26 protein-coding genes are annotated in these 24,842 nt (G+C 70.0%); 15 read left to right on the top strand and 11 right to left on the bottom strand.

The window, feature by feature from the left end; translation table 11 throughout:
• Nucleotides 1-52: 52 nt before the first annotated feature.
• The 3 genes from K1T34_RS14210 to K1T34_RS14200 all read right to left on the bottom strand — a co-directional run bounded on the left by K1T34_RS14210 (nucleotide 53) and on the right by K1T34_RS14200 (nucleotide 2,703).
• On the bottom strand, nucleotides 53-904 hold the full coding sequence (locus K1T34_RS14210) for an SDR family oxidoreductase (RefSeq protein ID WP_220244734.1): 852 nt from the start codon (nucleotides 902-904) through the stop codon (nucleotides 53-55).
• Nucleotides 905-1,088: 184 nt separating this feature from the next.
• On the bottom strand, nucleotides 1,089-1,676 hold the full coding sequence (locus tag K1T34_RS14205; RefSeq protein WP_220244733.1) for a dihydrofolate reductase family protein: 588 nt from the start codon (nucleotides 1,674-1,676) through the stop codon (nucleotides 1,089-1,091).
• 4 nt (nucleotides 1,677-1,680) lie between these two features.
• The gene (locus K1T34_RS14200; RefSeq protein WP_220244732.1) at nucleotides 1,681-2,703 is read right to left on the bottom strand and encodes a small ribosomal subunit Rsm22 family protein; all 1,023 of its coding nucleotides are present in this window, start codon (nucleotides 2,701-2,703) and stop codon (nucleotides 1,681-1,683) included.
• Nucleotides 2,704-2,840: 137 nt separating this feature from the next.
• Here K1T34_RS14200 and K1T34_RS14195 point away from each other — a divergent pair, with 137 nt between their 5' ends.
• From K1T34_RS14195 to K1T34_RS14185, 3 genes are read left to right on the top strand one after another with little or no spacing between them, the layout of a single operon-like run.
• Nucleotides 2,841-3,269 carry a YciI family protein gene (locus tag K1T34_RS14195; RefSeq protein ID WP_220244731.1) on the top strand — a complete coding sequence of 143 codons (429 nt, stop codon included), beginning with the start codon at nucleotides 2,841-2,843 and terminating at the stop codon, nucleotides 3,267-3,269.
• Nucleotides 3,269-3,619: a YciI family protein gene (locus K1T34_RS14190; protein ID WP_220244730.1), complete on the top strand. Its 351-nt coding sequence runs from the start codon at nucleotides 3,269-3,271 to the stop codon at nucleotides 3,617-3,619. Before K1T34_RS14195 ends, K1T34_RS14190 begins: the two co-directional genes overlap by 1 nt.
• A 54-nt stretch (nucleotides 3,620-3,673) precedes the next feature.
• Nucleotides 3,674-4,924 carry an RNA polymerase sigma factor gene (locus K1T34_RS14185; protein ID WP_255638507.1) on the top strand — a complete coding sequence of 417 codons (1,251 nt, stop codon included), beginning with the start codon at nucleotides 3,674-3,676 and terminating at the stop codon, nucleotides 4,922-4,924.
• 11 nt (nucleotides 4,925-4,935) lie between these two features.
• Here the strand turns inward: K1T34_RS14185 and K1T34_RS14180 are convergent, their stop codons facing one another.
• The 3 genes from K1T34_RS14180 to K1T34_RS14170 all read right to left on the bottom strand — a co-directional run bounded on the left by K1T34_RS14180 (nucleotide 4,936) and on the right by K1T34_RS14170 (nucleotide 8,714).
• Nucleotides 4,936-5,805 (bottom strand): nuclease, encoded by an 870-nt coding sequence (locus K1T34_RS14180; protein ID WP_220244729.1) that lies wholly within the window; start codon nucleotides 5,803-5,805, stop codon nucleotides 4,936-4,938.
• A gap of 110 nt (nucleotides 5,806-5,915) precedes the next feature.
• Nucleotides 5,916-7,598, bottom strand: coding sequence for an L-lactate permease (locus tag K1T34_RS14175; protein ID WP_220244728.1), 1,683 nt, complete (start codon nucleotides 7,596-7,598; stop codon nucleotides 5,916-5,918).
• A gap of 342 nt (nucleotides 7,599-7,940) precedes the next feature.
• Nucleotides 7,941-8,714, bottom strand: a complete 774-nt coding sequence (locus K1T34_RS14170; RefSeq protein ID WP_255638506.1) for an IclR family transcriptional regulator — start codon at nucleotides 8,712-8,714, stop codon at nucleotides 7,941-7,943.
• 235 nt (nucleotides 8,715-8,949) lie between these two features.
• Between K1T34_RS14170 and K1T34_RS14165 the strand changes: the two genes are divergently transcribed.
• The 4 genes from K1T34_RS14165 (at nucleotide 8,950) to K1T34_RS14150 (ending at nucleotide 13,602) form a co-directional block, all read left to right on the top strand.
• Entirely contained in the window at nucleotides 8,950-10,323 is a 1,374-nt protein-coding gene (locus tag K1T34_RS14165) for a cell wall metabolism sensor histidine kinase WalK (RefSeq protein ID WP_220244726.1), read from the top strand.
• A 2-nt stretch (nucleotides 10,324-10,325) separates the two neighbouring features.
• Nucleotides 10,326-10,994 carry a response regulator transcription factor gene (locus K1T34_RS14160; RefSeq protein ID WP_220244725.1) on the top strand — a complete coding sequence of 223 codons (669 nt, stop codon included), beginning with the start codon at nucleotides 10,326-10,328 and terminating at the stop codon, nucleotides 10,992-10,994.
• A 68-nt stretch (nucleotides 10,995-11,062) separates the two neighbouring features.
• Nucleotides 11,063-12,205: an NHL repeat-containing protein gene (locus K1T34_RS14155; protein ID WP_220244724.1), complete on the top strand. Its 1,143-nt coding sequence runs from the start codon at nucleotides 11,063-11,065 to the stop codon at nucleotides 12,203-12,205.
• The gene (locus K1T34_RS14150; RefSeq protein ID WP_220244723.1) at nucleotides 12,202-13,602 is read left to right on the top strand and encodes a phosphocholine-specific phospholipase C; all 1,401 of its coding nucleotides are present in this window, start codon (nucleotides 12,202-12,204) and stop codon (nucleotides 13,600-13,602) included. Before K1T34_RS14155 ends, K1T34_RS14150 begins: the two co-directional genes overlap by 4 nt.
• A gap of 6 nt (nucleotides 13,603-13,608) precedes the next feature.
• On the opposite strand, the gene K1T34_RS14145 is transcribed toward K1T34_RS14150, so the two are convergent.
• The 3 genes from K1T34_RS14145 to K1T34_RS14135 form a co-directional block, all read right to left on the bottom strand.
• The gene (locus K1T34_RS14145; RefSeq protein ID WP_255638505.1) at nucleotides 13,609-14,166 is read right to left on the bottom strand and encodes an NUDIX hydrolase; all 558 of its coding nucleotides are present in this window, start codon (nucleotides 14,164-14,166) and stop codon (nucleotides 13,609-13,611) included.
• Between the two features lie 76 nt (nucleotides 14,167-14,242).
• On the bottom strand, nucleotides 14,243-14,644 hold the full coding sequence (locus K1T34_RS14140) for a CoA-binding protein (RefSeq protein WP_220244722.1): 402 nt from the start codon (nucleotides 14,642-14,644) through the stop codon (nucleotides 14,243-14,245).
• Between the two features lie 37 nt (nucleotides 14,645-14,681).
• The gene (locus K1T34_RS14135; RefSeq protein ID WP_220244721.1) at nucleotides 14,682-15,185 is read right to left on the bottom strand and encodes a VOC family protein; all 504 of its coding nucleotides are present in this window, start codon (nucleotides 15,183-15,185) and stop codon (nucleotides 14,682-14,684) included.
• 181 nt (nucleotides 15,186-15,366) lie between these two features.
• Here K1T34_RS14135 and K1T34_RS14130 point away from each other — a divergent pair, with 181 nt between their 5' ends.
• The gene (locus K1T34_RS14130) at nucleotides 15,367-16,122 is read left to right on the top strand and encodes a 2-keto-4-pentenoate hydratase (RefSeq protein WP_370643824.1); all 756 of its coding nucleotides are present in this window, start codon (nucleotides 15,367-15,369) and stop codon (nucleotides 16,120-16,122) included.
• A complete protein-coding gene (locus K1T34_RS14125; RefSeq protein ID WP_220244720.1) occupies nucleotides 16,113-16,541 on the top strand; it encodes a hypothetical protein in 429 nt (142 codons plus the stop codon). Before K1T34_RS14130 ends, K1T34_RS14125 begins: the two co-directional genes overlap by 10 nt.
• Nucleotides 16,542-16,765: 224 nt before the next feature.
• Here the strand turns inward: K1T34_RS14125 and K1T34_RS14120 are convergent, their stop codons facing one another.
• Together K1T34_RS14120 and K1T34_RS14115 are read right to left on the bottom strand one after the other, a co-directional pair.
• A complete protein-coding gene (locus K1T34_RS14120; RefSeq protein WP_220244719.1) occupies nucleotides 16,766-17,626 on the bottom strand; it encodes an alpha/beta fold hydrolase in 861 nt (286 codons plus the stop codon).
• A gap of 8 nt (nucleotides 17,627-17,634) precedes the next feature.
• Nucleotides 17,635-18,099, bottom strand: a complete 465-nt coding sequence (locus K1T34_RS14115; RefSeq protein ID WP_220244718.1) for a DUF1579 family protein — start codon at nucleotides 18,097-18,099, stop codon at nucleotides 17,635-17,637.
• A 48-nt stretch (nucleotides 18,100-18,147) separates the two neighbouring features.
• On the opposite strand from K1T34_RS14115, the gene K1T34_RS14110 reads away from it, so the two are divergent.
• The 6 genes from K1T34_RS14110 to K1T34_RS14085 all read left to right on the top strand — a co-directional run bounded on the left by K1T34_RS14110 (nucleotide 18,148) and on the right by K1T34_RS14085 (nucleotide 24,831).
• Entirely contained in the window at nucleotides 18,148-18,591 is a 444-nt protein-coding gene (locus tag K1T34_RS14110; RefSeq protein WP_220244717.1) for a MarR family winged helix-turn-helix transcriptional regulator, read from the top strand.
• A 153-nt stretch (nucleotides 18,592-18,744) separates the two neighbouring features.
• Complete coding sequence (locus tag K1T34_RS14105) at nucleotides 18,745-19,647, top strand: GNAT family N-acetyltransferase (protein WP_220244716.1); 903 nt, start codon at nucleotides 18,745-18,747, stop codon at nucleotides 19,645-19,647.
• Between the two features lie 65 nt (nucleotides 19,648-19,712).
• Nucleotides 19,713-20,141: a hypothetical protein gene (locus K1T34_RS14100; protein WP_220244715.1), complete on the top strand. Its 429-nt coding sequence runs from the start codon at nucleotides 19,713-19,715 to the stop codon at nucleotides 20,139-20,141.
• A 31-nt stretch (nucleotides 20,142-20,172) separates the two neighbouring features.
• Nucleotides 20,173-21,828 carry a 2,3-epoxybenzoyl-CoA dihydrolase gene (boxC, locus tag K1T34_RS14095; RefSeq protein ID WP_220244714.1) on the top strand — a complete coding sequence of 552 codons (1,656 nt, stop codon included), beginning with the start codon at nucleotides 20,173-20,175 and terminating at the stop codon, nucleotides 21,826-21,828.
• A 5-nt stretch (nucleotides 21,829-21,833) separates the two neighbouring features.
• Nucleotides 21,834-23,255 carry a benzoyl-CoA 2,3-epoxidase subunit BoxB gene (boxB, locus tag K1T34_RS14090; RefSeq protein WP_220244713.1) on the top strand — a complete coding sequence of 474 codons (1,422 nt, stop codon included), beginning with the start codon at nucleotides 21,834-21,836 and terminating at the stop codon, nucleotides 23,253-23,255.
• Nucleotides 23,256-23,265: 10 nt separating this feature from the next.
• Entirely contained in the window at nucleotides 23,266-24,831 is a 1,566-nt protein-coding gene (locus K1T34_RS14085; RefSeq protein WP_220244712.1) for a benzoate-CoA ligase family protein, read from the top strand.
• The last annotated feature ends 11 nt before the right edge of the window (nucleotides 24,832-24,842 follow it).

Below are 24,842 nucleotides of genomic sequence, written 5' to 3'. Positions count from 1 at the left end.
GGTTCGCTTCACCACGGAGTCGGCGCCGGTGCCGCCGACCGGACACGGTGGCTCAGGATTCTTCCGGCGCCGGGTCGATGGCCACGGACCGGGCGAGCGTCTCCAGCGGCGCGAGGGCGTCGAGGCGGCCCTGCAGCGTGGCGGACAACGCGTCGAAGGCATCGCTGCCCAGCGGAACCCGCAGCGGCGGGTTCTCCTGGGTGCTGAGATCGTGGATCGCGCCGGCGACCTTGCCGGCGTCGCCCTGGTAGAGGTCGAGGCCCGCTGTGCGGAAGTAGCCGCGCACGGCCGCGACCGCGCCTTCCTGGTAGGCCGGATTTCCCTCGGGGAAGCTCGCCGCGTGGTGGAAGTCGGTGCGGATGGCACCCGGCTCGACGATCGTGACGCGGATGCCGAACTGGGCCACGTCCTGGGCGAGCGACTCGCTGAAACCCTCCAGACCCCACTTGACCGCGTTGTAGACGGTGTTGCCGGGGAAGGTCATCTGGCCACCCATGCTGGAGATCTGGAAGATGTGCCCGCCGCCGTGCTCGCGCAGCGCGGGCAGCACGGCGCGCGTGATCGCGATCGGCGCGTGCAGCATCGTGGTGAGCTGGCTCTGCACGAGCTCGGGGCTCTGGTCCTCGAGGGCCCCGATCACGCCGAAGCCGGCGTTGTTCACGACCACGTCGAGCGGCCCGCGGGCCAGCACCCGGCCGAGGACCTCGTCGATCGCCGGGAGGTCGCTGACGTCGAGCTGCTCGACCTCGATCTGCGAGCCGTACTTCTGCTCGAGGTCGGCCACGCTCTCGGGCCGCCGGACCGCGGCGACGACCCGGTCGCCGCGATCGAGCACGACCTCGGTCAGCGCCCGGCCCAAGCCGCGGGAGGCCCCGGTGACGAACCAGCGACGGACAGCACTCATCTGCAACTCCAGGAACTCGCGCGGTGGGGGAAGCCGGGCGCGAGGCTAGGAGGAGCGGGTCCGCGGCGGCACCGGCAGCGTGGTGGCGGAGGCTTTCGGGAACACGTTGTGTCCGTCGGCCTCAGGCTTTTCCTTCCCGGGCCCGGGAAAGGCACGACTGTGCTACTCACTCGGGCACCGGCGGCTACGCCGTGCGTTCGAGAGAGGTGACGCGGTAGGTCAGGTGCGTCATCGTCGGCGTGGTGACGGCGTCGGTGCGCTCCAGTGCCACGCGGTGGTCGGCGAGGTCGTCGAACAGCCGCACGCCGTCGCCGAACAGCAAGGGCACGAGGTGCAGCCGCAGCTCGTCGACGAGGCCGAGGCGCAGGTACTGGCTGATCGCCGAGCCGCTCATCAGCACGACATCGTGTTCGCCCGCGGCTTCTCGGGCTTGAGTCAGCGCGGCTTCCGGGCCGTCGGTGACGAAGGTGAACGTGGTCTTTCCGCGCTCCAGCGGCTCGGCCGCGCGGTGGGTGAGGACGAACGCCGGCCGCTCGAAGGCGCCGTCCGGGCCCCAGACGTCGATGCCCATGTCGAACGTGGTGCGCCCGAGCACGAACGCGCCGGTGCCGGTGAAAAACCCGGCCATCACGTCGTGGTCGGCCTCGGTGCCGTGGGCCATCCAGGTGTGCAGCAGCTCGCCGTCGCGGCCGAGGCGGTTGTCGGTGTCCGTGCCCGGGCCGGCGACGACCCCGTCGAGCGACATGCTGATCTCCGCGACAACCTTCCCCATCGGACTACTCCTTCGTGGTCCCGGTGTTCGTGGTCCAAGCGTCGCCCCATTCCGCGTCGCGCGCGGCGCGGTAGCGGGGGCCGTGGCGTTTGGACACGGTGACGCCGGAAGCGAGGCCATCCACCGTACACAGGTCGAGCTGCACGAAGCCCTTGTGCTTGCGCGGGTGCCGCAGGATCCGCGCGTCGGCGCGGTCGGCCGCGACGCCCGCCGGCGCCGCGACGACGTAGGAGAACTTCTCGTCCTCGAACCCCAGCGTGCCCGCCTTGATGCGCCGGTGCACGCCACTTCGCGGCAGGCGCGCGGCGAAGTGACACCAGTCCTCGCCGGGTTTGACGGGGCACTCGCCGTCGTGCGGGCACGGCGCGAGCACCGTGTGGCCGAGGCCGCGCAGCACGTCGCGCGCCGCGCGGATGCGGGCGAACCCGGCGGGCGTGCCGGGCTCGATCAGCGCCACCGCACCACCCGACGCGGCGAGCCAGCGCACCACCTCGTCGCGCGTGCGTTCCGGCAGCTCGCCCAGGACGTACGACAGTGTCACCAGGTCGGCGGCCGGCAGCGGCGACGACGGATCGATCAGCCCGCGCTGCCACGTCGCCCCGCGGACCGCCGCGTCCGCGGCGCTCGCCGCGAGTTTCCGGCCCAGGGTGAGTGCGCCGGCGACCTGCTCGACGACCGTGCACTTTTCCAGCGTCGGCCACGCGCGGGCCGCGGCCCAGATCGCCGCGCCCGTGCCGCCACCGACGTCGAGCTGCGTGCGCGGCGCGAACTCGGGCGCGGCCGCCGCCACTTCACTGAGCACGGAGCTGACGGCCGCGTACGTCGCCGGCATGCGGTAACCCGCGTAGGCGGCGACGTCGAGCTCCGAGGTGAGGATCGGCGACGTCGCGGCTTCGCCGGAGCGGTAGCGCGAGCTGAGCTTGTCGACCGCCTGGGCGAGCCGGGATTCGGGGAAGCGGCCGAGCTCGTGGTCGAGGGCGGTTCGCAGGTCGTTGGGAAGGTGCGCCACGACGGAGAATTCTCCCATGCCCGATTTGTCCCCCAAGCGGGCGCCTGACCTGCTAGTTTCGGCCGCGGGAAAAAAAGTTCGGGCGCCTTGTCGATCCAGCGGCCGCCCGTTCGACGCAGGGGTGACGGCAAAACCGAAAAGAGAGGATCTCCCAAATGCGGTTCATGGTGATCATGAAGGCGAGCGAAGAGTCCGAGGCCAACTCGGTGCCCACGACGGAAATGCTCACCGAGATGGGCAAGTTCAACGAGGAACTCGTGAAGGCGGGCGTGATGCTCGCCGGTGAGGGGCTCCTGCCGAGCTCGGAGGGTGCGCGCGTGCGCTTCGCGGGCAACACCGAGCCGACCGTGATCGACGGCCCGTTCGCCGAGAGCAAGGAGCTCGTGGCCGGCTTCTGGATCCTGCAGGTGAAGTCGAAGGAAGAGGTCATCGAGTGGGTGAAGCGCGTGCCCAACACGGACGGCGCGCACCACGAGATCGAGATCCGGCGCATCGCCGAGGCCGAGGACTTCGGCGACAACCTGACGCCGGAGCTGCGTGAGGCCGAGGAGAAGCTGCGCGCGGAAGCGGCGAAGAACGCCTGATGCGCTTCCTCGTGATGGTCAAGGCCAACGCCGACTCCGAGGCGGGGGTCATGCCGAGCGCCGAGCTGATGGCGCAGATGGGGAAGTTCAACGACGAGCTGGCGGCGTCGGGGCACCTCGTGCAGGCCGAGGGCCTCGCCCCCAGCTCGAAGGGCGCGCGGTTGGTCTACTTCGACGGCGAGCCGCAGCCGCAGGTGGTCGACGGGCCGTTCGCGGAGACGAAGGAGCTCGTGGCCGGGCTGTGGGTCCTGCAGGGGGAGTCGGTGGCGGAGATCGTCGAGCTGCTCAAGCGCGCGCCCAACCCCGACCTGCAGGCGGGGGTCGTCGAGATCAGGCCGCTCGTTCCGTGACGCCGCGCCCGCCCGAGGCTTGCTCTCGGGCGGGCCAGCCTGTCTGATGGGCCCGTGGAGACGCACGGTGCCGTGGAGGCGGTCTGGCGGATCGAGTCGGCGCGGGTGATCGCGGGCCTCGCGCGGATGATGCGCGACGTCGGGCTCGCGGAGGAGCTCGCGCAGGACGCGCTGGTCGCCGCGCTGGAGCAGTGGCCGGAGACCGGTGTGCCGCGCAACCCCGGCGCGTGGTTGATGACCACGGCCAAACGCCGCGCCATCGACCAGTTCCGCCGCAACGAGACGTTCGGCCGCAAGCTCGACGAGCTCGGCCGCGAGCAGCAGGTCTTCGAGCCGGACCTCGACGACTTCGACGCGGTCCTCGACGAGGAACACATCGAGGACGACATCCTCCGGTTGGTCTTCACCGCGTGCCACCCGGTGCTGCCCACACCGGCGCGCGTCGCCCTCACGCTGCGCATGCTCGGCGGCCTCACCACCGACGAGATCGCCCGCGCGTTCCTCGTCAAGGAATCCACTGTGGCGCAACGGATCGTACGCGCGAAGAAATCGCTGGCCGACGCGAAGGTGCCCTTCGAGGTCCCCGTCGGCGAAGAGCGCATGGCCCGCCTGTCGTCCGTGCTGGAAGTCATCTACCTGATCTTCAACGAGGGCTACTCCGCCACCCACGGCGACGACTGGCTGCGCCCCGCCCTGTGCGAAGACGCCCTCCGGCTGGCCCGCGTGCTCACGGGGCTCATGCCAACGGAACCCGAGGTCCACGGGTTGGCGGCGCTGCTGGAGATCCAGGCTTCGCGGTCGGCCGCGCGGACCGGGCCGTCCGGGGAGCCGGTGTTGTTGATGGAGCAGGATCGGGGTCGTTGGGACCAGTTGCTGATCCGTCGTGGGCTTGCGGCGTTGGCTCGTTCTGAGGAACTGGCCGAGGGTGCTTACGGGCCCTATTCGGCGCAGGCGGCGATCGCCGCGTGTCATGCCCGGGCGCGGGTGCCGGAGGAAACGGATTGGGCGCGGATCGCCGCGTTGTACACGGGGCTTGCGCAGCTGACGCCTTCGCCGGTGATCGAGCTGAACCGGGCGGTGGCGGTGTCGATGGCTGAAGGTCCGGAGGCCGGCTTGGAGCTTGTGGACAAGCTGAAGGACGAGCCGGCGTTGAAGAACTACCACCTCCTGCCGAGTGTCCGGGGGGATTTTCTGGTGAAGCTGGGCCGTCGGGCCGAAGCGAAGGCGGAGTTCGAACGCGCGGCGGACATGACGGGGAACGCCCGCGAGCGCACTCTGCTGCTCGACCGCGCGGCGGCTTGCTGATCTCGCGTTGTTTACGCTTCCACGAACACGATCCGTTCCGGCGGCACCACCAGCTTCACCGTCTGCCGCTTCACCTCCACCAGAGTCGCGAGCTCCGTCGACTGTCCGTCCGGGACGGTGAACAACCGGTCGTCGCGCGTGTCGAGGAAGTGGGCGAAGCCGGCCAGCGAGACGCCGCCCGTCTCGTCCAGAGCAAGGTAATCGGCCAGTCGGCGGAACAGCTTGGGCAGCAGCACGAGCTCATCCTGCAGCTGAGCCCGAGACCGGAGCCGAAAACCCTCAGTGGTCACGTCCGTTGCCCACACACCGCTCCCCGACGCTCGCGCGGACGAGGCAGCGTCGGCCAGCGCCTGGCGCAGATCGACGTACAACAGCGAATAGAACGTCGGATACGTGAGACCCTCCGAAATCAACTGGAAATTCACCGAGTTCTTCACCGTTTTCGCATCGAGGAACACCTCGCTGCCGTCCACCGAACGGCCGGGTCGCTGACCCGGGAAGGCGAACGCGACCGCGCGGCCGTACTTGTCGGCGAAGCGCGTGAGGATGTGCCCCGCGACTTTCTCCGGTTTCGCCGCCGTGACGACGCCGCCTTCGTCCCGCGTGACGGACGTGAAACCCAGCAGTGACACGAGCCGGTCGGCCGCGGCGTCGCCGAGCCCGGCGGGCTGGTGCAGCATCTCGCCGCCGCGTGGACGGTAGTGGGTCTCGAGCGCGTCGATTGCGTCGAGGCGCAGCTGCATACCGCCGCGGGAGTTGAGGCGGACGCGCAGGCCGGCCTTCTTCGTGGCGGAAGGGTCGTCGGGGTAGAACCGCACGGAGTCGCCGTCCGGTGCGGCACCGAGGAGCTGGAACGTGCCTTTGATCAGCGTCAGTGGCATGTGCACCACGGTAGGTCGCGCGGAGCCGGGTGTGTCCGGTTTTCATCCGGACAGCCCAGTCACCGCCCACAGTGGACGGTGACTGGTTGCCGGGAAACGCGCAAACCGTGTCAGGGGATCATGAAACCGAGTACGGTCGCCTGCAGCAGTGAGATCACGCCGACCACGGCGGTGAGGGCGAGCGACCACAGGAACGTCTGGCGCAACAGTGCTCCTTCCTTGCCGCTCTGCCCGATCGCCGTCGCGCCGATCGACAGGTTCTGCGGCGAGATCATCTTGCCCATCACGCCGCCGGAGGTGTTCGTGGCGCCGGCCAGCACGGGGTTGAGGTGCAGCTGCTGCGCGGAGATCACTTGCATGGGCCCGAAAAGGCTGTTGGTCGACGCGTCGGAGCCGGTCAGGAACACGCCGAGCCAGCCGATGTAGGCGGAGAAGATCGGGAACAGCACGCCTGTCGTGGCCAGCGCGAGGCCGAGCGTCTGCGTGGCGCCGGAGTAGTTCATCACGAACGCGATGGCCAGGATCATGAAGATCGTCGCCAGCGCCCAGCGCATCTGGTGCAGCGTGCTGCGGTACGTCTGCACCAGTTGCTTCGGCCGGGCGCCCATCGCGAAGCCGGCGATCACCGTGGCGATGAGCGCGATCGTGCCGGGGGAGAAGAGGAAGTCGACGGTGAACGTCGCCGCGTACGGCGTGTCCTTCGGTGTGATCGGCGCGTGCTGGATCACGTGGTTGTGCAGCCCCGGCCACGCGAACACCCAGTCGGCCTTGTGCAGCAGCTTCGTGAGGTCCAACCACACGGGCAGGTGCGCGAAGATCGTGCCGATGCGCGACAGGAAGATCGCGAGGATCAGGATCACGTACGGCATCCAGGCGTAGAGCGCACCGCGTTCGGACTTCGCCGCGCCCAGGCTCGTCGACTTGACGGGTTCCTCGCCCTCGAAACGCCACACGGTCCTCGGCTGCCAGAACCGCGTGAGCACGTACAGCGCGGCCATCGCGGCGAGGGCGGCGAGCACGTCGACGAGGCTCGCGCTGATGTAGTTCGACGCCGCGAACTGCATGAGCGCGAACGCCAGCCCGGCCGTGACGACGGCGGGCCAGACCTCCAGCATCTTCTTCCAGCCGGCCAGCACGACGATCAGGAACGCCGGGATGATCACCGCCAGGAACTGCACCTGCCGCCCGACCATCGACGAAAACGCGGCCGTCGCCTCTTCCGGCTTGAGGTGCATGATCGGCCCGGTCAGGCGGCCCAGCACGATCAACGGGTTGCCGAGCCCTCCGAAAGCCACCGGCGCGGTGTTCGCCAGCAACGCCAGCACCACGGCCTTCACCGGCGGGAAGCCGAGCGCCGCCATCATCGCCGCCGTGATCGCGATCGGCGACCCACCACCCGCGACGCCCTCCAGCAGCGCGCCGAAACTGAACGCGATCAGCAATGCCTGCAGCCGCCGGTCCTCACTGAACCCGGCGAGCACGCGCTTGATGCTGTCGAAGCGGCCCGTGGTCACCGTGACGTTGTGGAAGTACACGGCGTGGAACGCGATCCACGCCACCGACCACACGCCGAAGACCACGCCCATCACAGCCGAGTCGAGCGCGAGCCCCGCCGGCATCCGGTAGAGCAGCAGCGCCACCTCGAGCGCCGTGATGAGCGCCAACGCCGCCGACAGGTGCGCCGACAGCTTCACGACGCCCAGCGCCACCAGCAACACGATGATCGGCAGCGCGGCGAGCACCGCGGACACCCACAGCCCGCCCGCCGGTTGGTAATCCTGGATCCAGGTCACGCGTCAGCCCCTTCGCTGATCCGTCCGGCCCTCCCGACGGCGGCGGTTCCGGGAGACCCAGGGGTTTCGTTTCCTGCCGACCACGGCGGACGCCGAGCCGGCCTACGCTGGCGGCGGGTGTTTCGGCTGCGGCCGGTGCCGAGCCTGGGGTGAGGCGGGTCTACTGGTCACGACGGCGACCGGTTTGGCGTGTGTCCGGCCGGTTCGGGCTGGGGTGCGCGGAGTTGCCGCGGCACGAGCCCGGCGGAGGGTCGAGCCGGTCGCGGTGGCAGCCGGCTTGATGTGTCGGTCGTGGGTGGACCGAAGCCGAGCCGGAGCTGGGCTGGGACGAGACGGGGAGCCCTACCGGCTCCGGACGTACCCCAGCCGAAGCGAAAGCGCCGCAGCCGTCCCCGCCACGGTCGCGCCCAGTTCCTCCACGCGGCGCAGCACCCGGGGCGCCGGACCGGCCACGCTGATCGCCGCGATGGGCCGCCCGGAGTGGTCGCGGACGGCGGCGGCGACGCAACCCACGTCAGGCTCGTTCTCGACGTCGTCGATGGCCCACCCGCGGCGGCTCGTGCGGGCGAGGTCGTCGAGGAGCCGGCCGGGATCGATGATGGTCTTGAGGGTGAGGCTGTCGAGCTTCATGCGGCGCACGCGCTCCACCCGGTCCATCTCCGGCAACGCCGCGAGCCACGCCTTGCCCAGCGAGGTCGCGTGCTGGGGGCGGCGCGTGCCGAGACGGCAGGCGAGCGTGACGGCGCTGGCGCTGCGCTCGGTCGCGACGTAGACCATGGTGTCGTTGTCGGGCACGGCGAGGTAGGTCGTCTCGCCCGAACGTTCGGCCAGCGACGCCAGGTAGCGCGGCGCGCAGCGGTGCAGGTCGGTCGCGGCCATCGCGCGGGCGCCGAGCTCGACGAGCCGCGTGCCGAGGCGCACGCGGCCGGTCACGGTGTCCGCTTCGAGGTATTCGAGCCGCTTGAGGGTGCCGACGATGCGGTACGCCGCGCTTCGCGAGAGCCCCAGTTGCCTTGCGATCGCGTTGGTGGAAATCTCCTGGTGCTGCCCCACGTGTTCCAGCACCGCGAGCCCTCGCTCCAGCGTGCCGCTCTGGTCCAGCCCTCGTTCCGTCACGCCGTTCGCCCCTTCGCCCAAATTCCCGCTCATCGGCACGTGTTTCCGCTAAGCGGGGTTGGACGCTAACACCTCGGATGTATGGACGGAAGATCTTGACCTACTTTCGTATTGCGGCAGGTCAAGGTTGGCCTGAATGGTTCAACCTCCGATCGTTAGGACGACTAACAAATCATTCACGAGTCCGAATAGGACAGCCGCCGGCACCCGGCCCGGAAATCGTTACCCTGCGTACGTGCGAGCGGTGATCGGCGTCCGGATGCGGACCACGGCCGTCGCGGTGGTGGTGCTGGCGTTGGCCATCGCGGTGGCGTGCGTGGTCGTCGTCGTGCTGCTCGAAGAGTCGCTCGACCGTAGCGTGACGGAGAGTGCGCGCAGCACTGGCCGGCAGGTCGCCATCCAGCTCGTCCGCGAAGGCTCACGCGACCTCTCCGCCAGCGACGTCGCCAGCACCGGCGACACCGAGGCTGTCACGCAGGTGCTCGACAAGGTCGGCACGCCCATCGCCGGCGACCCCGCCATCACCGGCCATCCGCCCCTGACCTCGGACCGGCCCGAGCCCGGCCGGGAAACCGTCGAAACCCTGCCGCTGGACCTGAACGGCGACGGCGCCGACTACCGCGTCGTTTCCCAAGGCGTCAGGGGACCGGGTGGGCCTTACACCGTCATCTCGGCGAGATCCCTCGAACCCGTCACCGAAGCCTCAACCCGGCTCACCCTTCTGCTGGCCCTGATTTCCCTGCCCGTCCTCGCCATCGCCGGATTCGCCGTCCACCGATCCGTCGGCGCGGCGCTGCGGCCGGTGGAACGTATGCGCCGCACCGTCGCCGAAGTGTCCACAAGGGACCTCGCCGCGAGAGTCCCATTGCCACCCGGCAACGACGAGGTCCACCGCCTCGCCGTGACCCTCAACGAGATGCTCACCCGGCTGCACTCCGCCCAAGCCGCGCAACGCAGGTTCGTCGCGGACGCCAGCCACGAGCTCCGCAGTCCACTCTCGACGATCAGCACCGCCCTCGACGTCTCCGGCCGCCACCCCGAGACGACCGGTGAGCTCGTCCCCGTGATCACCCGGGAAACCGCGCGCCTGCGTGAGCTCGTCGACGACCTCCTCATGCTCGCCCGCACCGACGACACCACCGACCGCCCCGCCACGACCGAAGTGGACCTCGACGACATCGTCCGCGCCGAGGGCAGGCGCATCCGCGCGGAAGGTCCCGTCACGATCGAGGTCCGTGCCGGGCCGGCCAAAGTCCGCGGCAGCGAAGCACAGCTGAGGCGGGCCGTGCGCAACCTCGTCGACAACGCCCGCGGCCACGCCCGCGAACGCGTCCGCATCGCCAGCTGGGTCCACGAAAACACCGCCGTGGTCGAGGTCAGCGACGACGGCCCCGGCGTCGCGCCCGAAGACCGCGAGCGCGTCTTCGAACGGTTCGTCCGGCTCGACGCCTCGCGACAGCGCGGCCACGGCGGCACCGGCCTAGGCCTCCCGATCGTCGCGGGCATCGCCGCGCGCCACGGCGGCCACGCGTCCTATGTGGACGTCACCGACCCCAGCTACCCGGGTGCGCACTTCCGGATCGAACTGCCCTGCCTCGAGGAGGACTGACCGTGCGGCTGCTGATTGTCGAGGACGAGCGCGAGCTCGCCGAAACCCTGCGCCGGGGACTCGTCGCGGAGGGGTTCACCGTCGACGTCGTCCACACCGGACCCGACGGCCTGTGGTCGGCCACCGAGCACGACTACGACACCGTCGTGCTCGACATCATGCTCCCCGAGCTCTCCGGCTACGAAGTCCTCAAACGCCTGCGGGCCAGGGAGAATTGGACGCCCGTCCTCATGCTCACCGCCAAGGACGGCGAGTACGACGAGGCCGACGCGTTCGACCTCGGCGCCGACGACTACCTGTCCAAACCATTCTCCTTCGTCGTCCTCGTCGCCCGCCTTCGGGCCCTGCTCAGACGAGGTGCCCCCGCCCGCCCCGCCGTGCTCGCGGCCGGCGACCTCAAACTCGACCCCGCCGCCCGCACCGTCCACAGGGGAGAGCGGCGGATCGACCTGACCGCCCGCGAGTTCGGTCTGCTCGAGTTCCTGCTCCGCCGCCGGGGCGCTGCGCTGACGAAGAACGAGATCCTCGGTCACGTTTGGGACGCGCACTACGAGGGCGACGAGAACGTGGTCGAGGTCTACGTCGGCTACCTCCGGCGCAAGATCGACGCCCCGTTCGGCACCCACACCATCGAGACCGTGCGCGGGGTCGGCTACCGGCTCGTCACCTGAGCGAACTCTTCCTGAACACCCACCACCCCGGCTTTCCTGGTACGACCGTGCCAGTGGATGCTGTGCCCGTGGCTACCGGCACCCTGGTCAGCAGTGCGCCCTCCGTGGAGCAGGGCGAGCTGATCACCTTCACCTACACGACGCCCCAGTCGTCGGTGACCCCGAAGAACTGGGTCGGGCTCTACTCCGACCCGGGCGGCGGTCCCGTCGACCAGTCCTACGTCGGCCCGTCGACGCTGTGGGAGTACACCCCGCTCGCGACCGGCACCGTCTCGTTCTCCACCGGCTCTCTCGGCCCCGGGAACTACCTCGCGTTCTACCTCGCGAACGACGGCTACGCCTGGCTCGCCGAACCCGTGCGCTTCGTCGTACGTCCGACGCCGCAGACGCCGCCGCCCGTGTACCAGGGCGCGTTCGGCCGCAGCGGCCCCGGACCGTCGCAGTTCAGCAGCCCGGCCGGCCTCACGGTCGACGCGCGGGGCCAGGTCTGGGTCGCCGACACCGGCAACGACCGCGTGCAGGCCTTCACTCGCGACGGCCGGCTGGTGCGCGTACTCGCCGGCCGGTTCAAGGCGCCGCAGGCCGTGGCCGTGGACCACGCGGGCAACGTCTACGTGGCCGACACCGGCAACAACCGCGTTGTCCAGTACTCCTGGTGGGGCGGCTTCGCGCGCGAGTACGGCGCCGGCAAGCTCGACAACCCGCGTGGCGTCGCCATCGACACCGCGGGCCGGCTGCTCGTCTCGGACACCGGCCACCAGCGCGTGGCCCGCTTCGACACCCACACGGGCAAGGCGCTCACCGACATCACCGAGAAGGTCAGCTCGCCGCAGGGCATCGTCAGCGACGGCGCGGGCGGCGCGTGGATCGTGCAGAACGGCCGCGCTGCGAGCGGCAGCGTCGCGGTCGTGCACTACTCCGGCGACGGCAAGGCGATCGGCTCGATCGGCGGCGGCCAGAACAGCGAGTTCGGCGGCCTGTCCAACCCCGCGGGCGTCGCGCTCAACACCCAGGGCGACGCGTACGTGACCGTCCCCGACTACGGCTGGGTCGCGCAGTTCCGCACCACCGGCCCGTACCGCGCCGAGTTCGGCACCGACGGGCCCGGTGCCTTGAGCTTCCCGCTCGGCGTGGCCGTGGACGCGCAGGGCCGGATCTTCGTGGCGGACACGGGAAACGATCGTATCGTCCACTTTGGAGTGAGAGCGTGAGCGAGTTCACCCGGCGCCGGGTTCTGGGCGCTGCCGCGGCCGCCGCGGCAGCCGCCGGATCGCTCGCGCTGCCGGCGAACGTCCGCAAGGCGCTGGCCGAGCCCGCGCGCCGGCCGGGCAGGCTCGAGGACATCGAGCACATCGTGATCCTGATGCAGGAGAACCGCTCGTTCGACCACTACTTCGGCACCATGGACGGTGTGCGCGGCTTCGCCGACCCGCACGCGTTGAAACTCGCCGGCGGCAACTCCGTCTTCCAGCAGCCCTACAGCGGCCACCCGGACGGCTACCTGCTGCCGTTCCGCTACAACACGCGCGAGACGAGCGCGCAGGCCACACCCGGCCTCCCGCACGACTGGACCGACCAGCACACCGCGTGGAACAACGGGAAGATGGACCGCTGGATCGAGGCCAAGGGCGCCAAGACCATGGCCTACTACGATCGCGACGACATCCCGTTCCACTTCGCGCTCGCCGAGGCGTTCACGGTCTGCGACCACTACCACTGCTCGGTGATCGGCCCGACGAACCCCAACCGGCTCTACATGTGGACCGGCTGGATCGACCCGCACGGCACCGCCGGCGGACCCGCGAACACCAACTTCATGTCGTCGGACAACCCGGCGCTGTCCTGGAAGACCTACCCGGAGCGGCTCACCGAGGCCGGCGTTTCCTGGCGGATCTACCAGGAGGAGGCCAACTACGACGACAACGCGCTGGCCTGGTTCCGCCAGTTCGCGGACGCGCCGAAGTCGTCGCCGCTCCACAAGAACGCGATGGTGAAGAAGTCGGCGGGCTGGTTCGAGTACGACGCCCGCAACGACAACCTGCCCGCCGTTTCGTGGCTGGTGGCGCCCTCGGCGCAGACCGAGCACCCGAACTGGATGCCCGCGGCGGGCGCGCAGTACATCGCGTCGAAACTGGACGCGATCGCCGCCAACCCGGACGTGTGGGCCAAGACGGCGTTCATCCTCACCTACGACGAGAACGACGGGTACTTCGACCACGTCGCCCCGCCGACCCCGCCCGCCGGCACGCCGGACGAGTTCGTCGGCGGCGTGCCGATCGGCCTCGGGTTCCGCGTGCCGACCGTGGTGGTGTCGCCGTGGACGGCCGGCGGGTACGTGAGCTCGGAGACGTTCGACCACACGTCGTTGATCCGGCTGCTGGAAGCGCGGTTCGGCGTGCGGGAGCCGCACATCAGCGCTTGGCGCCGCCGTACGGTCGGTGACCTGACGTCGGCGTTCCGGTTCGACCGGCAGCCTTCGCGCTACCCGCGCGACAACCGCGCGTTGCACTATCCGGCGACGACGGCGGACCTGCTGCAGGCGCAGGTCCAGGTCCGCGACAACCCGGCGCCGTCGGTCCCGACGGGGCCGCAGTCGATGCCGAACTGAGCTGCTCTACTGCGCTGGGCGGCCGAACTCTCCGTAGCAAGTCTCGCCGGAGAGCAGGGCTTGATGCGCCAATGCCACGCGCCTGGCCTTGGACGGCCGCAGCCGTGGCCTGGCCGCGTCCAGGCCCAGGAACTCGAAGCCGCCGAGCTCGTCGCCGGCCGGGTCGATGGCCCGGATCTGCGCGCGGCTGAGGGTGCCGCCGTCGAAGATCAGCTGCAGGCTGTCGCGCCAGACGCCGTGGGTCGGCATCCAGTCGACGAGCAGCAGCCGCCCCAGCGTGAGCTCGAGGCCGAGCTCCTCACGGACCTCACGGTGGCAGGCGGCGAGCGGGGACTCGTCGTCCTCGACCATGCCCCCGGGGATCTCCAGGAACGGCTTGTAGGTCGGGTCGACGAACAGCACCCGGCCCTGATCGTCGCGCACGAGCGCGCCGGCGGCGACGTTCTTCCGCGGCAGCCGCCCGGCGATGCCGGGGTTGAACTCGGCCTCCGGTTCCCCGTCGGCACGCAGGTCTTCGGCGAAAACGGCCCGGTCGCCGCGGTGGTGGGGCTGTTCGTCGGTCACGGTGCCTCGCCGGCCAGGAGCGCGCCTCGGCCGGCGGACGCTGCTACGCGTTGATGATGCCCTAGGCCGGCCGCGATCAGTTCTTCGAGATCGCGGCGACCGCGCGGACCACCGCGGTGCAGCGGTTCTCCACGTACTCGAGCCCGCCCTCCTCAGCGATGCGCTTCGCCTCGGCGGAGACGATGCCCTGCTGCAGCCACAGCGCTTTCGCACCGATGGCGACGGCGTCGGCCGCGATCCCCGGGGCCTCGGCGGCCGGGCGGAAGACGTCGACGAGGTCCACCGGCTCCGGGATGTCCTTCAGGGACCGGTAGACCTTCTCGCCGAGCAGCTCTGTGGCCGACGGGTGCACGGGGATGATGCGGAAACCGTGGGCCTGCAGCGTGGCCGGCACCCCGTGCGCGGCCTTCGCCGGGTCGCGGCTCAGGCCGACCACCGCGATCGTCGTGGCGTTCGCGAGGATTTCTTCAGGTTGCATGTCGGTTGAACGCCGTTCGAAAGAGGAGGATTCCGCGTCAGCCGATCTTCGAGCCGTACATCTCACCGAGGTTGTCGGCGATGAGCTCGATACGCGCGCCGTCGGGGTCGGTGAAGTAGATGGACGTGCCGCTCTCCTCCAGGTACTTCACGCCCGCCTTGTCGAGGCGGTCGCGCGCGCCGGCCCAGTTCTCCGGCGTCAGCGAGAGCGCGAGGTGGTGCAGGCCGCCGAGGACCTCCGCGTACGGGCCGAGGTCGAGACCCGGCAGGTCGAAGAAGGCGACCGCGTTGCCGTTGCCGACGTCGAAGAAGAAGTGGCTGGAGCCCGGGTAGTCCCGGTTCTCGATCAGTTCGGTGAGCGGGAAGCCGAGCACGTCCTGGTAGAAGTTGATCGTCCGCTCGACGTCACTGGAGAGCAGCGCGGTGTGGTGGATGCCGCGGCCCGCGGTCGTGGGCCGGACGGCGGCCGGGTGGAGGTGCTTGTCCCGCAGCTGGTCGCGGGCTTCGGTGAGCTTCGCGACGTCTGTCTCGGTTGGTGCCATTTCCGGTCACGTCCTCTCTGGGGCTGATGCTTCAAAACCTACTCTCCCAATCTCTCGCGCGCAAGAAGTTTCTTCGCGAGATATTTCGGCGTGCCGTCCAGCGGAACGAACGCCTTGGTCGGCACCGGCCGGTCCGGGAGAGTTCGACGGCGTGGAGCACCTGCGCGAAGTCGTCGACAGCCTGGTCCGGGCCCACGAACGGCGCGAGCCCGTCGAGCCGTTCGCGGGTGGGACGGCCGAGGACGCCTACCGGATCCAGCTCGAGCTCGTGCGCCGCTGGGTCGAGGCCGGCGACGTCGTGCGCGGTCACAAGGTGGGGCTCGCGTCGGCCGCGATGCAGCGGCAGATGGGCGTGGACCAGCCCGACTACGGTCACCTCACCGCCTCGATGTTCCACCTCGAACACCAGCCCATCCCCGCGGGCCTGTTCCTGCAGCCGCGGATCGAGCCGGAGGTCGCGTTCGTACTCGGCGCGCCCCTGCGTGGGCCGGGTGTGACGGTGGCCGACGCCGTGCGTGCCGTCGACTTCGTGCTGCCGGCGCTGGAGATCGTCGACTCGCGCATCCGCGACTGGCGCATTTCGCTGTTCGACACGATCGCCGACAACGCCTCGTCCGGCGGTGTCCTGCTCGGCAGCCGCCCTACGGCCCTGGCTGACGTGGACCTACGGCTCACCGGCTGCACCCTGCACGTGAACGGCACGCTCGCCGCGACCGGCGCCGGCGGCGCCGTGCTGGGTTCGCCGGTGAACGCGCTCGTGTGGCTGGCCAACACCGTCGGCCCGCTCGGCGTGACGCTGGAGCCGGGGCACGTGGTGCTGCCGGGATCGATGACGCGCGCGTTTCCGGTGGGGCCGGGGGACACGGTCGTCGCGACGATGGCCGGGCTCGGCAGTGTGACCGCGGTGTTCGCGGCCGAGGAGGACGCGTGCTGTTGACGGACGAGATGCTCACGGCTCCCGTGGCCGCCGGGATGCGGGTGCAGCCGGTGCTGGTTTTCCGGCTGGTTCAGGGTGTGGTGGGTCCCGGGGTGACCGCGCTCGAAGCCGTCTCGCGCGTGTACGGCGGCGTTGCGCTGCTCGACGACGGTGCCGTCACGGCCGTCCGGCTCGGCCGCGTCGGGGTCTCGCCGGACGGACTCGACCTCACGCTGGAAGCCGTGCTGCTGGAAGTCGACGGCCAGATCGTGGACACGGCTACGGGGGCCGCGGTGGGCCACCCGGCGCAGGCGCTGGCCGGTGTCGACGCGGAGGAAGGCCTGCTCGTGATGACCGATGGCCTCATCGAACCGGTCGAGGTCCGTCCCGATTTCCGGCTGGCCACGCACTTCACGCACCTGGGTGTGATCACGCTCTAGGCACCGCCGACAACGCGCACGGGCGCACCTCGTGCCCGATCCGAGTGTCCATACAGGACAGACGAGGTTCGCGCGGCCGTCGAGGCTCGCGGGGCCGCCGGCTGCGCAAGCTCCTGCAGCCGGTCTTCAGCAGTGAAAGGCGGTGGCCTGACTGCTGTCCGACCGGGCGTCCTTCGTGACGGGGCAGGCGTGGGCCGTGGACGGTGGGTTGGTGGCGCAGTGAGTCAGGCCTGTGCCGCCACCCGCGCGATGCCGTCCAGCACGCGGGGCCACACGGGTTCCGGCAGGTCGTGGCCCATGCCCGGGACGACGTCGAGGTCGGCGCGAAGAGCGCGGGCCGTGGCGCGGCCGCCGGAGACGTGGACGAGCGGGTCGCGCGCGCCGTGGATGACGAGGGACGGGAGGGCGAGGCGGCGCAGGGCGGCCGTGCGGTCGCGGGTCGAGAGGATCGCGGCGAGCTGGCGCGCGGCGCCGCCCGGGTTGACGCCGCGGTCGAAGGTGCGTTCGGCGCGTTCGCGGATGCGTTTCTCGTCGAAGGGGTAGCCGGGGGAGCCGATGAGGCGGAACGTCTTGACCAGCAGCTCGACGTACTCCTCGCGGCTGCGCGGCTGCGGCGCCAGCATCGACGCAGCGGCGCGCGGGCTCGGGTGGCCGATCAGGCGGTTGCCGGTGGTGGACATGATCGACGTCAGCGACCGGACGCGGCCCGGGTGCCGGATGGCGAGCGTCTGCGCGATCATGCCGCCCAGCGACGCGCCGACGACGTGGGCGCGCTCGATGCCGAGGGCGTCGAGCAGGCCGGCGGTGTCGTCGGCCATGTCGGCCACCGAGTACGGCGCCGCGCGCAGCAGGTAGGCGCGCACGACGTCGGCGCGCCCGGACATGCGCTGCGAGCGCCCGGCGTCGCGGTTGTCGAAGCGGACCACGCGGAAGCCCCGGCCGGCGAGCTGCTCGCAGAAGTCGTCGTCCCACCAGGTCATCGGCGCGGCGAGGCCCATGATCAGCACCAGCGGCGGGGCCGTCGCGGCGCCGAACTCCTCGTGGCAGAGGGTTACGCCGTTGGCCTGGGTGGTCGACTCACTCATGCCCCTTCTTACCGCGTACGTGCGTAGCGGGCTCGGAGGAACGGGCTGAACTCCGCGGCGTCGCCCATCTTCACGTCGATCTCGTGGATGAGTGTGTCGCCTTCCGGTTGGAGCCGATGCCACGCGACGCCACGCGGGGTGCGCTTCTCGAGGTGGAGGGTCCCTTCGCGCCACCCACCGCGGCCGGGCTCGCCGGGCGGGAAGCCGTAGCTGTCGAAGCCGTACCAGAGCGTTTCCTGCGTGGCCGGGTCGACGGTGAAAACGTTGTGGCCCAGGAAGTTGCTGCCGTCCTCGCGCGTCTGGACGTACTCCTGCACCACCGCGAACCCGTCCAGCGCGGCTCGGTAACTGGCTGTGGCCTTCGCGGTGGCCGCGGGCGCCCATGGCGACGCCGCGAGCTCCTCAACGCCCGCCCAGTCCCCGACCAGCGCGCCCAGTGCCTCGTGCGCGTCGCCTCTTCGTGGCATCTCCATGCCGTTCCCCTTTCGACAGGTGCCTGTCAATATGAGACGCTAGCACGCATGACCGACCGGGCGCAGCGCCTCACCCAGCTCGTCAACGACGTCTTCCTGACCAACGGCACCCTCCTCACCACCGGCGACGCCCTCACCGCCCCGGCCGGCCTCACTGCCGCCCAGTGGCAGGTCCTCGGCTTCCTCGAAGACGGCCCCACCACGGCCGCCGACCTCGCCCGCCGCCGGGGCCTGCGCCGGCAGAGCGTGCAGGAAACGGTGAACCGCTTGCTGCGCAACGGAATGCTCACCCGAGCGCCGAACCCCACTGACGCCCGCGCGCCCCTGCTCCACCTGACCCCTGCGGCGCGGAAGGCTCTCCGTGAACTGGAGACCCGCCGTGTCCGGTGGGCCGACGCCGTGGCCGCCGGGTTGTCACCCGAAGACCTCGAGATCACGCTGCGCACGCTCCACCGCCTGCGCGAGCGCCTCGCCGAGGTGAAAACCGGTTGACCACCCCAGCCCCCGCCCGGTTGAGTACCGCCCAGCACCCTCACGAACGGAAAGGAGGTGGACGCCATGTTCGGCTACTCGATCACGCGTTCCCACCTCCGGCTGAGGGTGCCGAGGGCCTGACGGGAGCGCGGAACTCCCGGAAGGAATCTCATGACCGATCTGGTCGTGCGCCCGCTCGTCGCGGGTGAGGAACACCTGTTCACCAACCTCCCTGCAACCCAGTGTGTGGGCAGCGCCCTGCTCGGGCGGGACTACGAAGAAATGGCCCAACACGGCGAATACCGTCCCGAGTGGACCTGGATCGCCGCCCGAAACGGCAAACCCGTGGCACGCGCGGCCTGGTGGGCGAGCAAAAACGACGAAGCGCCCCTGGCCCTCGACTGGTTCGACTTCACCGACTTTGACGCCGGCGTGGAAGTCCTCCGCCAAGCGCCGTTCCGTGCCGAGTACTCCCTGACCGTCCCGCCCGGCTGGCGTGACGACCCAGCCGTCAAACCCGAGGTCGAAACCCGCATCGAGGCCGCGGAAGCCGCGGGGATGGAGGTGCTCGTCGAGCGCTACCGCTACACCTGGACCGTCGCCGACGGCCTCCCGGAACGACCCCGTCGCCTCGAGTTCCGGGCAGAGCCGCAAGACGACAAGATCCTCGCGGTCTTCCGCCGCGTCCACCAGGGCAGCCTCGACGCGCATGTCCGCCGCACCACCGCCGAGCACGGCCTCGACGCGGCGGCGCAGGAAGACCTCGACCTTCTGCGCCGGCTGCCGAGCCCGCGCGACTGGTGGCGCCTCGCGTACACGCCCGAAGGTGACCTCGTCGGCCTCACCATTCCCGCTCGCAACCCGACGGTCCCGATCGTCGCGTACGTCGGTGTCGTGCCGGAGCAGCGTGGCCATAACTACGCCTACGACCTGCTCGTCGAGGCCACGCACGAGCTGGTCGGGCACGGCGCCGAGACGATCGTCGCCGCCACGGACGTCACGAACAAACCCATGGCGGCGGCGTTCGCGAAGGCCGGGTATCCGGTGAAGTACCACCGCATTGATCTGGTGTGAGCGGCGGACCGGCGTTACCCTTCTCGCTAGAGCGATCTATCAAATCGCACAGGGGGCGATCGGTTATGCCTGACAGAGGTCTCACCGCACTCCGCGTGATCCTCGCGTTCACGCTGCTCACGACCACGTTCCACTACGCGCACAACGTCATCCGCGCGCAGGACTACCCGCAGATCCCGGGGATCCCCGTGCTCGCGGCGCAGATCGTCGTCGCGTTCGGGTGGGTGCTGTTCACGGGGTTCGGGCTGGCCGGCTACCGCTACTACGTCCGCGGGCGGTACTGGCGGGCGTTGGGGTTTCTGCTGGTCTGCTCGCTGGGTGGCCTGGTCAGCGCGGGTCACTTCCTGGTCGGCGTGCCGCAGATCCCGGCGTTCTGGTTCGCGACGATCTTCACCGACACGGCGGCCGCGATAGCGTTGTGGCTCTTCGTGTCCTGGGCGGCGGCGCAGCTCAACCGGGTGAGTATCGCCGATCAAGCGTCTACACAACATTGACGCTAGTCAGCAATATGTAGACAATCAGGGAGTGACCACCACCACGACTGTGACGTTCGAGCGCCACCCGGACACCTACCGGCACTGGAAGCTCGACGTCGACGGCGAGGTCGCCTGGCTCGAGATGGACGTCGACGAGCAAGGCGGCCTCGTGCCGGGCTACGAGCTGAAGCTGAACTCCTACGACCTCGGCGTGGACATCGAGTTCTACGACGCCACGCAGCGCCTGCGCTTCGAGCACCCCGGCGTCAAAGCCGTGATCGTGACGAGTGCCAAGGACAAGGTGTTCTGTGCCGGGGCCAACATCCGGATGCTCGCGTCGTCGGCGCACGAGTGGAAGGTGAACTTCTGCAAGTTCACCAACGAAACCCGCAACGGCATCGAGGACGCCACCGAGTTCTCCGGTCAGCGGTACCTGGCCGCGGTCAACGGGAGCTGCGCGGGTGGCGGCTACGAGATCGCGCTCGCGTGCGAGAAGATCCTGCTCGTGGACGACAACTCGTCGACGGTCGCGCTGCCCGAGGTGCCGCTGCTCGGCGTGCTGCCCGGCACCGGCGGCCTCACGCGCGTGGTCGACAAGCGCCGGGTGCGCCGCGACCTCGCCGACGTGTTCGCCACGCGCTCGGACGGTGTGAAGGGCAAGACCGCCGTCGACTGGCGGCTGGTCGACGAGCTCGTGCCCCGCGTGGGGTTCCGCGAATCCGTGCTGGCCAGGGCTCGAGAGCTGGCTGCCGAGTCCGAGCGCCTGCCGGGTGACCAGGGCGTGTGGCTCACGCCGCTGAACCCGGAGGTCACCGACGACGGCATCAAGTACCGCTTTGTCGACATCACCTTCGACCGCCCCGCCTCGCTCGCGACGATCACCGTCCGCGGCCCCGAGGGCGAACCCGGTGACCTGCACGCCGAGGGTGCCGACGGCTGGCTGCTGCGCCTCACCCGCGAGCTCGACGACGCGATCCTCCGCTTGCGCGCCAACGAAACCGAGCTCGGCACCTGGGTCCTGCGCACCGAAGGCGACCCGGCCGGCGTCTTGGCCCACGAGCAGCAGGTGCTCGGCGCGAAAGACTGGCTGAGCAACGAAATCCTGCACTACTACAAGCGCACGCTGAAGCGTCTCGACGTCACCAGCCGCACGCTCATCGCGCTCATCGAGCCGGGCAGCTGCTTCGCCGGCGTGCTGCTGGAGCTCGCGCTGGCCGCCGACCGCCAGTACATCCTGGACGGTCCGCCCATCGACGACGAAGACAGTGAAGAACGCGCGTCGATCACCTTGTCGGAAGCCAACTTCGGCCCGTTCCCCATGGGCAACGGCCTCACCCGCCTGCAGTCGCGGTTCTACGGCGACGACGACCACCTCGCGTGGCTCGTGCGCGAGCGCGACCACGCGCTGACGCCGGCCGAGACCGTGGAGCTGGGCCTGGTCACCGACGCGCCGGACGACCTCGACTGGGAGGACGAGATCCGGATCGCGCTGGAGGGCCGCGCCTCGCTGAGCCCCGACGCGCTCACCGGGATGGAGGCGAACCACCGGTTCGTCGGCCCGGAAACGATCGAAACGAAGATCTTCGGCCGCCTCACCGCGTGGCAGAACTGGATCTTCACCCGACCTAACGCGTCTGGTCCCGAAGGCGCGCTGCGCCGCTACGGTACGGGCCAGAAAGCGATCTTCGACAGGAAGCGGGTCTGACCGAGATGCCCGAGCGGATCGACTACGACGCCAAGATCCCCAACAACGTCAACCTCGCCGACGACCGGAGGTTGCAGCGGGCGCTGGAAGGCTGGCAGCCGAAGTTCATGAACTGGTGGGGCGAGATGGGTCCCACCCTGCAGACGCACGGCGTCTACCTGCGCACGGCCGTGAGCGTCGGGCGGGAGGGCTGGGCGCACTTCGACCACGTGAACGTGCCGGACTACCGCTGGGGCATCTTCCTCGCCGAACGCGACCCCGACCGGCGCATCGCGTTCGGGGAGCACAAGGGCGAGTCCGTGTGGCAGCAGGTGCCCGGTGAGTACCGCGCCGACCTGCAGCGCCTGATCGTGATCCAGGGCGACACCGAGCCGGCGTCGGTCGAGCAGCAGCGGCTGCTGGGCCTGACCGCGCCGAGCCTGTACGACCTGCGGAACCTGTTCCAGGTCAACGTCGAAGAGGGCCGGCACCTGTGGGCGATGGTCTACCTGCTGCACGCGTACTTCGGCCGCGAAGGCCGTGACGAGGCGGAAGGTCTGCTGCTGCGCAACTCCGGCAGCCCCGACGCACCGCGCATCCTGGGCGCGTTCAACGAGGAAACGGCCGACTGGCTGGCCTTCTTCATGTTCACCTACTTCACCGACCGCGACGGGAAGTACCAGCTCGGGACGTTGAAGGAGTCTTCCTTCGACCCGCTCTCGCGCACGTGCGAGTTCATGCTGAAGGAAGAGGCGCACCACATGTTCGTCGGCACCACGGGTGTCGACCGCGTGGTGCAGCGGTCCGCGGATCTCATCCGCGAGCACGACACGCTCGACATCGCCTCGCACGGCGGCATCCCGCTCGACATCATCCAGCGGTACCTGAACTTCCACTACACGGTGTCGCTCGACCTGTTCGGCAGTGAGACCTCCACGAACGCCGCGAACTACTACACCGCGGGCCTCAAGGGCCGCTGGCAGGAGACGCGCCGCAAGGACGACCACAAGCTCACCGAGGACAGCCGCGACCTCGACCGCCCCAACGGCGACGGCACGTGGACCTCCGACGAGCTGCAGGCCATCCTGCTGCTGAACCTCGACCTGCGCGGCGAGTACACGGCCGACTGCCAGACCGGCGTGAACCGCTGGAACAAGATCCTCGCGGACGCGGACCTCGACTTCCGCTTCAAGCTGCCGCACCCTGGTTTCAACCGCGAGGTCGGCATAAACTCCGGCCACCACATCACTCCCGACGGCAACATCGTCGACGAGGCCACGTGGGAGGCCAGCCGGCACCGGTGGCTGCCGACGACCGAGGACCTGACGTTCGTCCGCTCGCTCATGCATCCGGTGTACGAGCGCGGGAAGATCGCCAGCTGGGTCGCGCCGCCGAGGCAGGGCATCAACGGCAAACCGTTCGACTACGAGTACGTGCACCTCACCTAGAGGGGGCCCCATGAGCAGCGGGTTCAACGCCGCCGAGTACCTGCTGGCCCAGGGGCGTCCCGACGCACCCGCCGTCGTCTCCGCGCGGCGGACCCTGAGCTACGCCGAGCTGACCGACGAGGCCTACCGGTTCGCGTCGGGCCTGCGTTCCCTGGGCGTGCGCCCGGAAGAGCGCGTGATGTTCTGCATGGTCGACGACGTCGAGCTGCTCACGGGCATCCTCGGCACGATGCTGGCCGGCGCCGTCGCGGTGCCGGTGTCCACGATGGTCACGGGCCTCGAGCTGGGCAAGGTCCTGGCCGACTCGCGGGCGCGCGTGCTGTGCGTGTCCGGGGAGTTCGCCGCGCAGGCCGTCGGCGCGCTGGCGGCCGCGCCGGAGGTCACCGACGTGGTGCTGGACCGCGCGGAGGCGGCGGCGTTCCCCTCGGGTGTGGCCACGCACGCGTGGGCCGAATTGACCACTGTGGACGATGTGGACCTGGAACCCGCTCGCACGTGGGAGGATTCGCCCGCGCTGTGGCTGTACACGTCGGGCACGACGGGCCAGCCGAAGGGCGCGATGCACCGGCACGCGAGCATCCGCGCGGTGTGCGAGACGTACGCGCACTCCGTCCTGGCGACGGCTTCGAGTGACCGGTTCCTGTCCGTGCCGAAGCTGTTTTTCGCCTACGGCTTGGGGAACTCCGCGTTCTTCCCGCTCGCCGCCGGCGGCACGACCCTGCTGGAACCGGCGCGGCCGACGCCGGCCTTGTTCGCCGCCCGCGCTCGCGCCGACAAGCCGACGTTGTTCTTCGGCGTGCCGACGTTCTTCGCCGGCGTGCTGGCCAGCGACGTGCCGGACGACTCGTTCGCCTCGGTTCGGTTCGCGGTGTCGGCCGGGGAACCGTTGCCCGCCACCATTTTCACGCGCTTCCGCGACCGCTTCGGCGTCGAGATCCTCGACGGGATCGGCTCTACGGAAGCGTTGCACATCTTCCTGTCCAACCGCCCGGGCTCGATCCGGCCGGGCAGCACGGGCACCGCCGTGCCGGGCTACGCCGTGGAGATCCGCGACGAGAACGGCGCGCTCATCGAGGGCCCCGGGCAGCCGGGCGAGCTGTTCGTTTCGGGCCCGTCGACGGCGATGGGCTACTGGGCGCGGTACGAGACCACCAAGCGCGTGTTCCAGGGCGAATGGCTGCGCACGGGCGACAGCTACGTCCGCAACGAGGACGACACCCTGACTTGCCTGGGCCGCTTCGGCGACATGCTGAAGGCGGGCGGGATCTGGGTGTCACCGTCCGAAGTGGAGGAACGGCTGCTGCAGCACCCGTCCGTCGCCGAGGTGGCCGTGGTGGCCGCGCCGGACGCGGACGGCCTCGACAAGCCGGTGGCGTGCGTCGTCGCGGCGCCCGGTTTCGCCGTGGACCCGGATGTGCTGATCGAGTTCTGCCGCGCGGGTCTGGCGGCGTTCAAGCGTCCGCGCGGTGTCGTGGAGCTGCCGGAGCTGCCGAAGACCGCGACGGGCAAGATCCGGCGCAATGTGATCCGCGACCAGGTGCGCGAGTCGCTGCTCGTGGTTCCCGCGAAACCGTGATCGACTGGCCG

This window comes from Amycolatopsis sp. DSM 110486, from assembly GCF_019468465.1.
Taxonomy (GTDB): Bacteria; Actinomycetota; Actinomycetes; order Mycobacteriales; family Pseudonocardiaceae; genus Amycolatopsis.
Note: the sequence above shows the minus strand (reverse complement) of the source record. Positions and strands in the feature narration are given on the sequence as shown.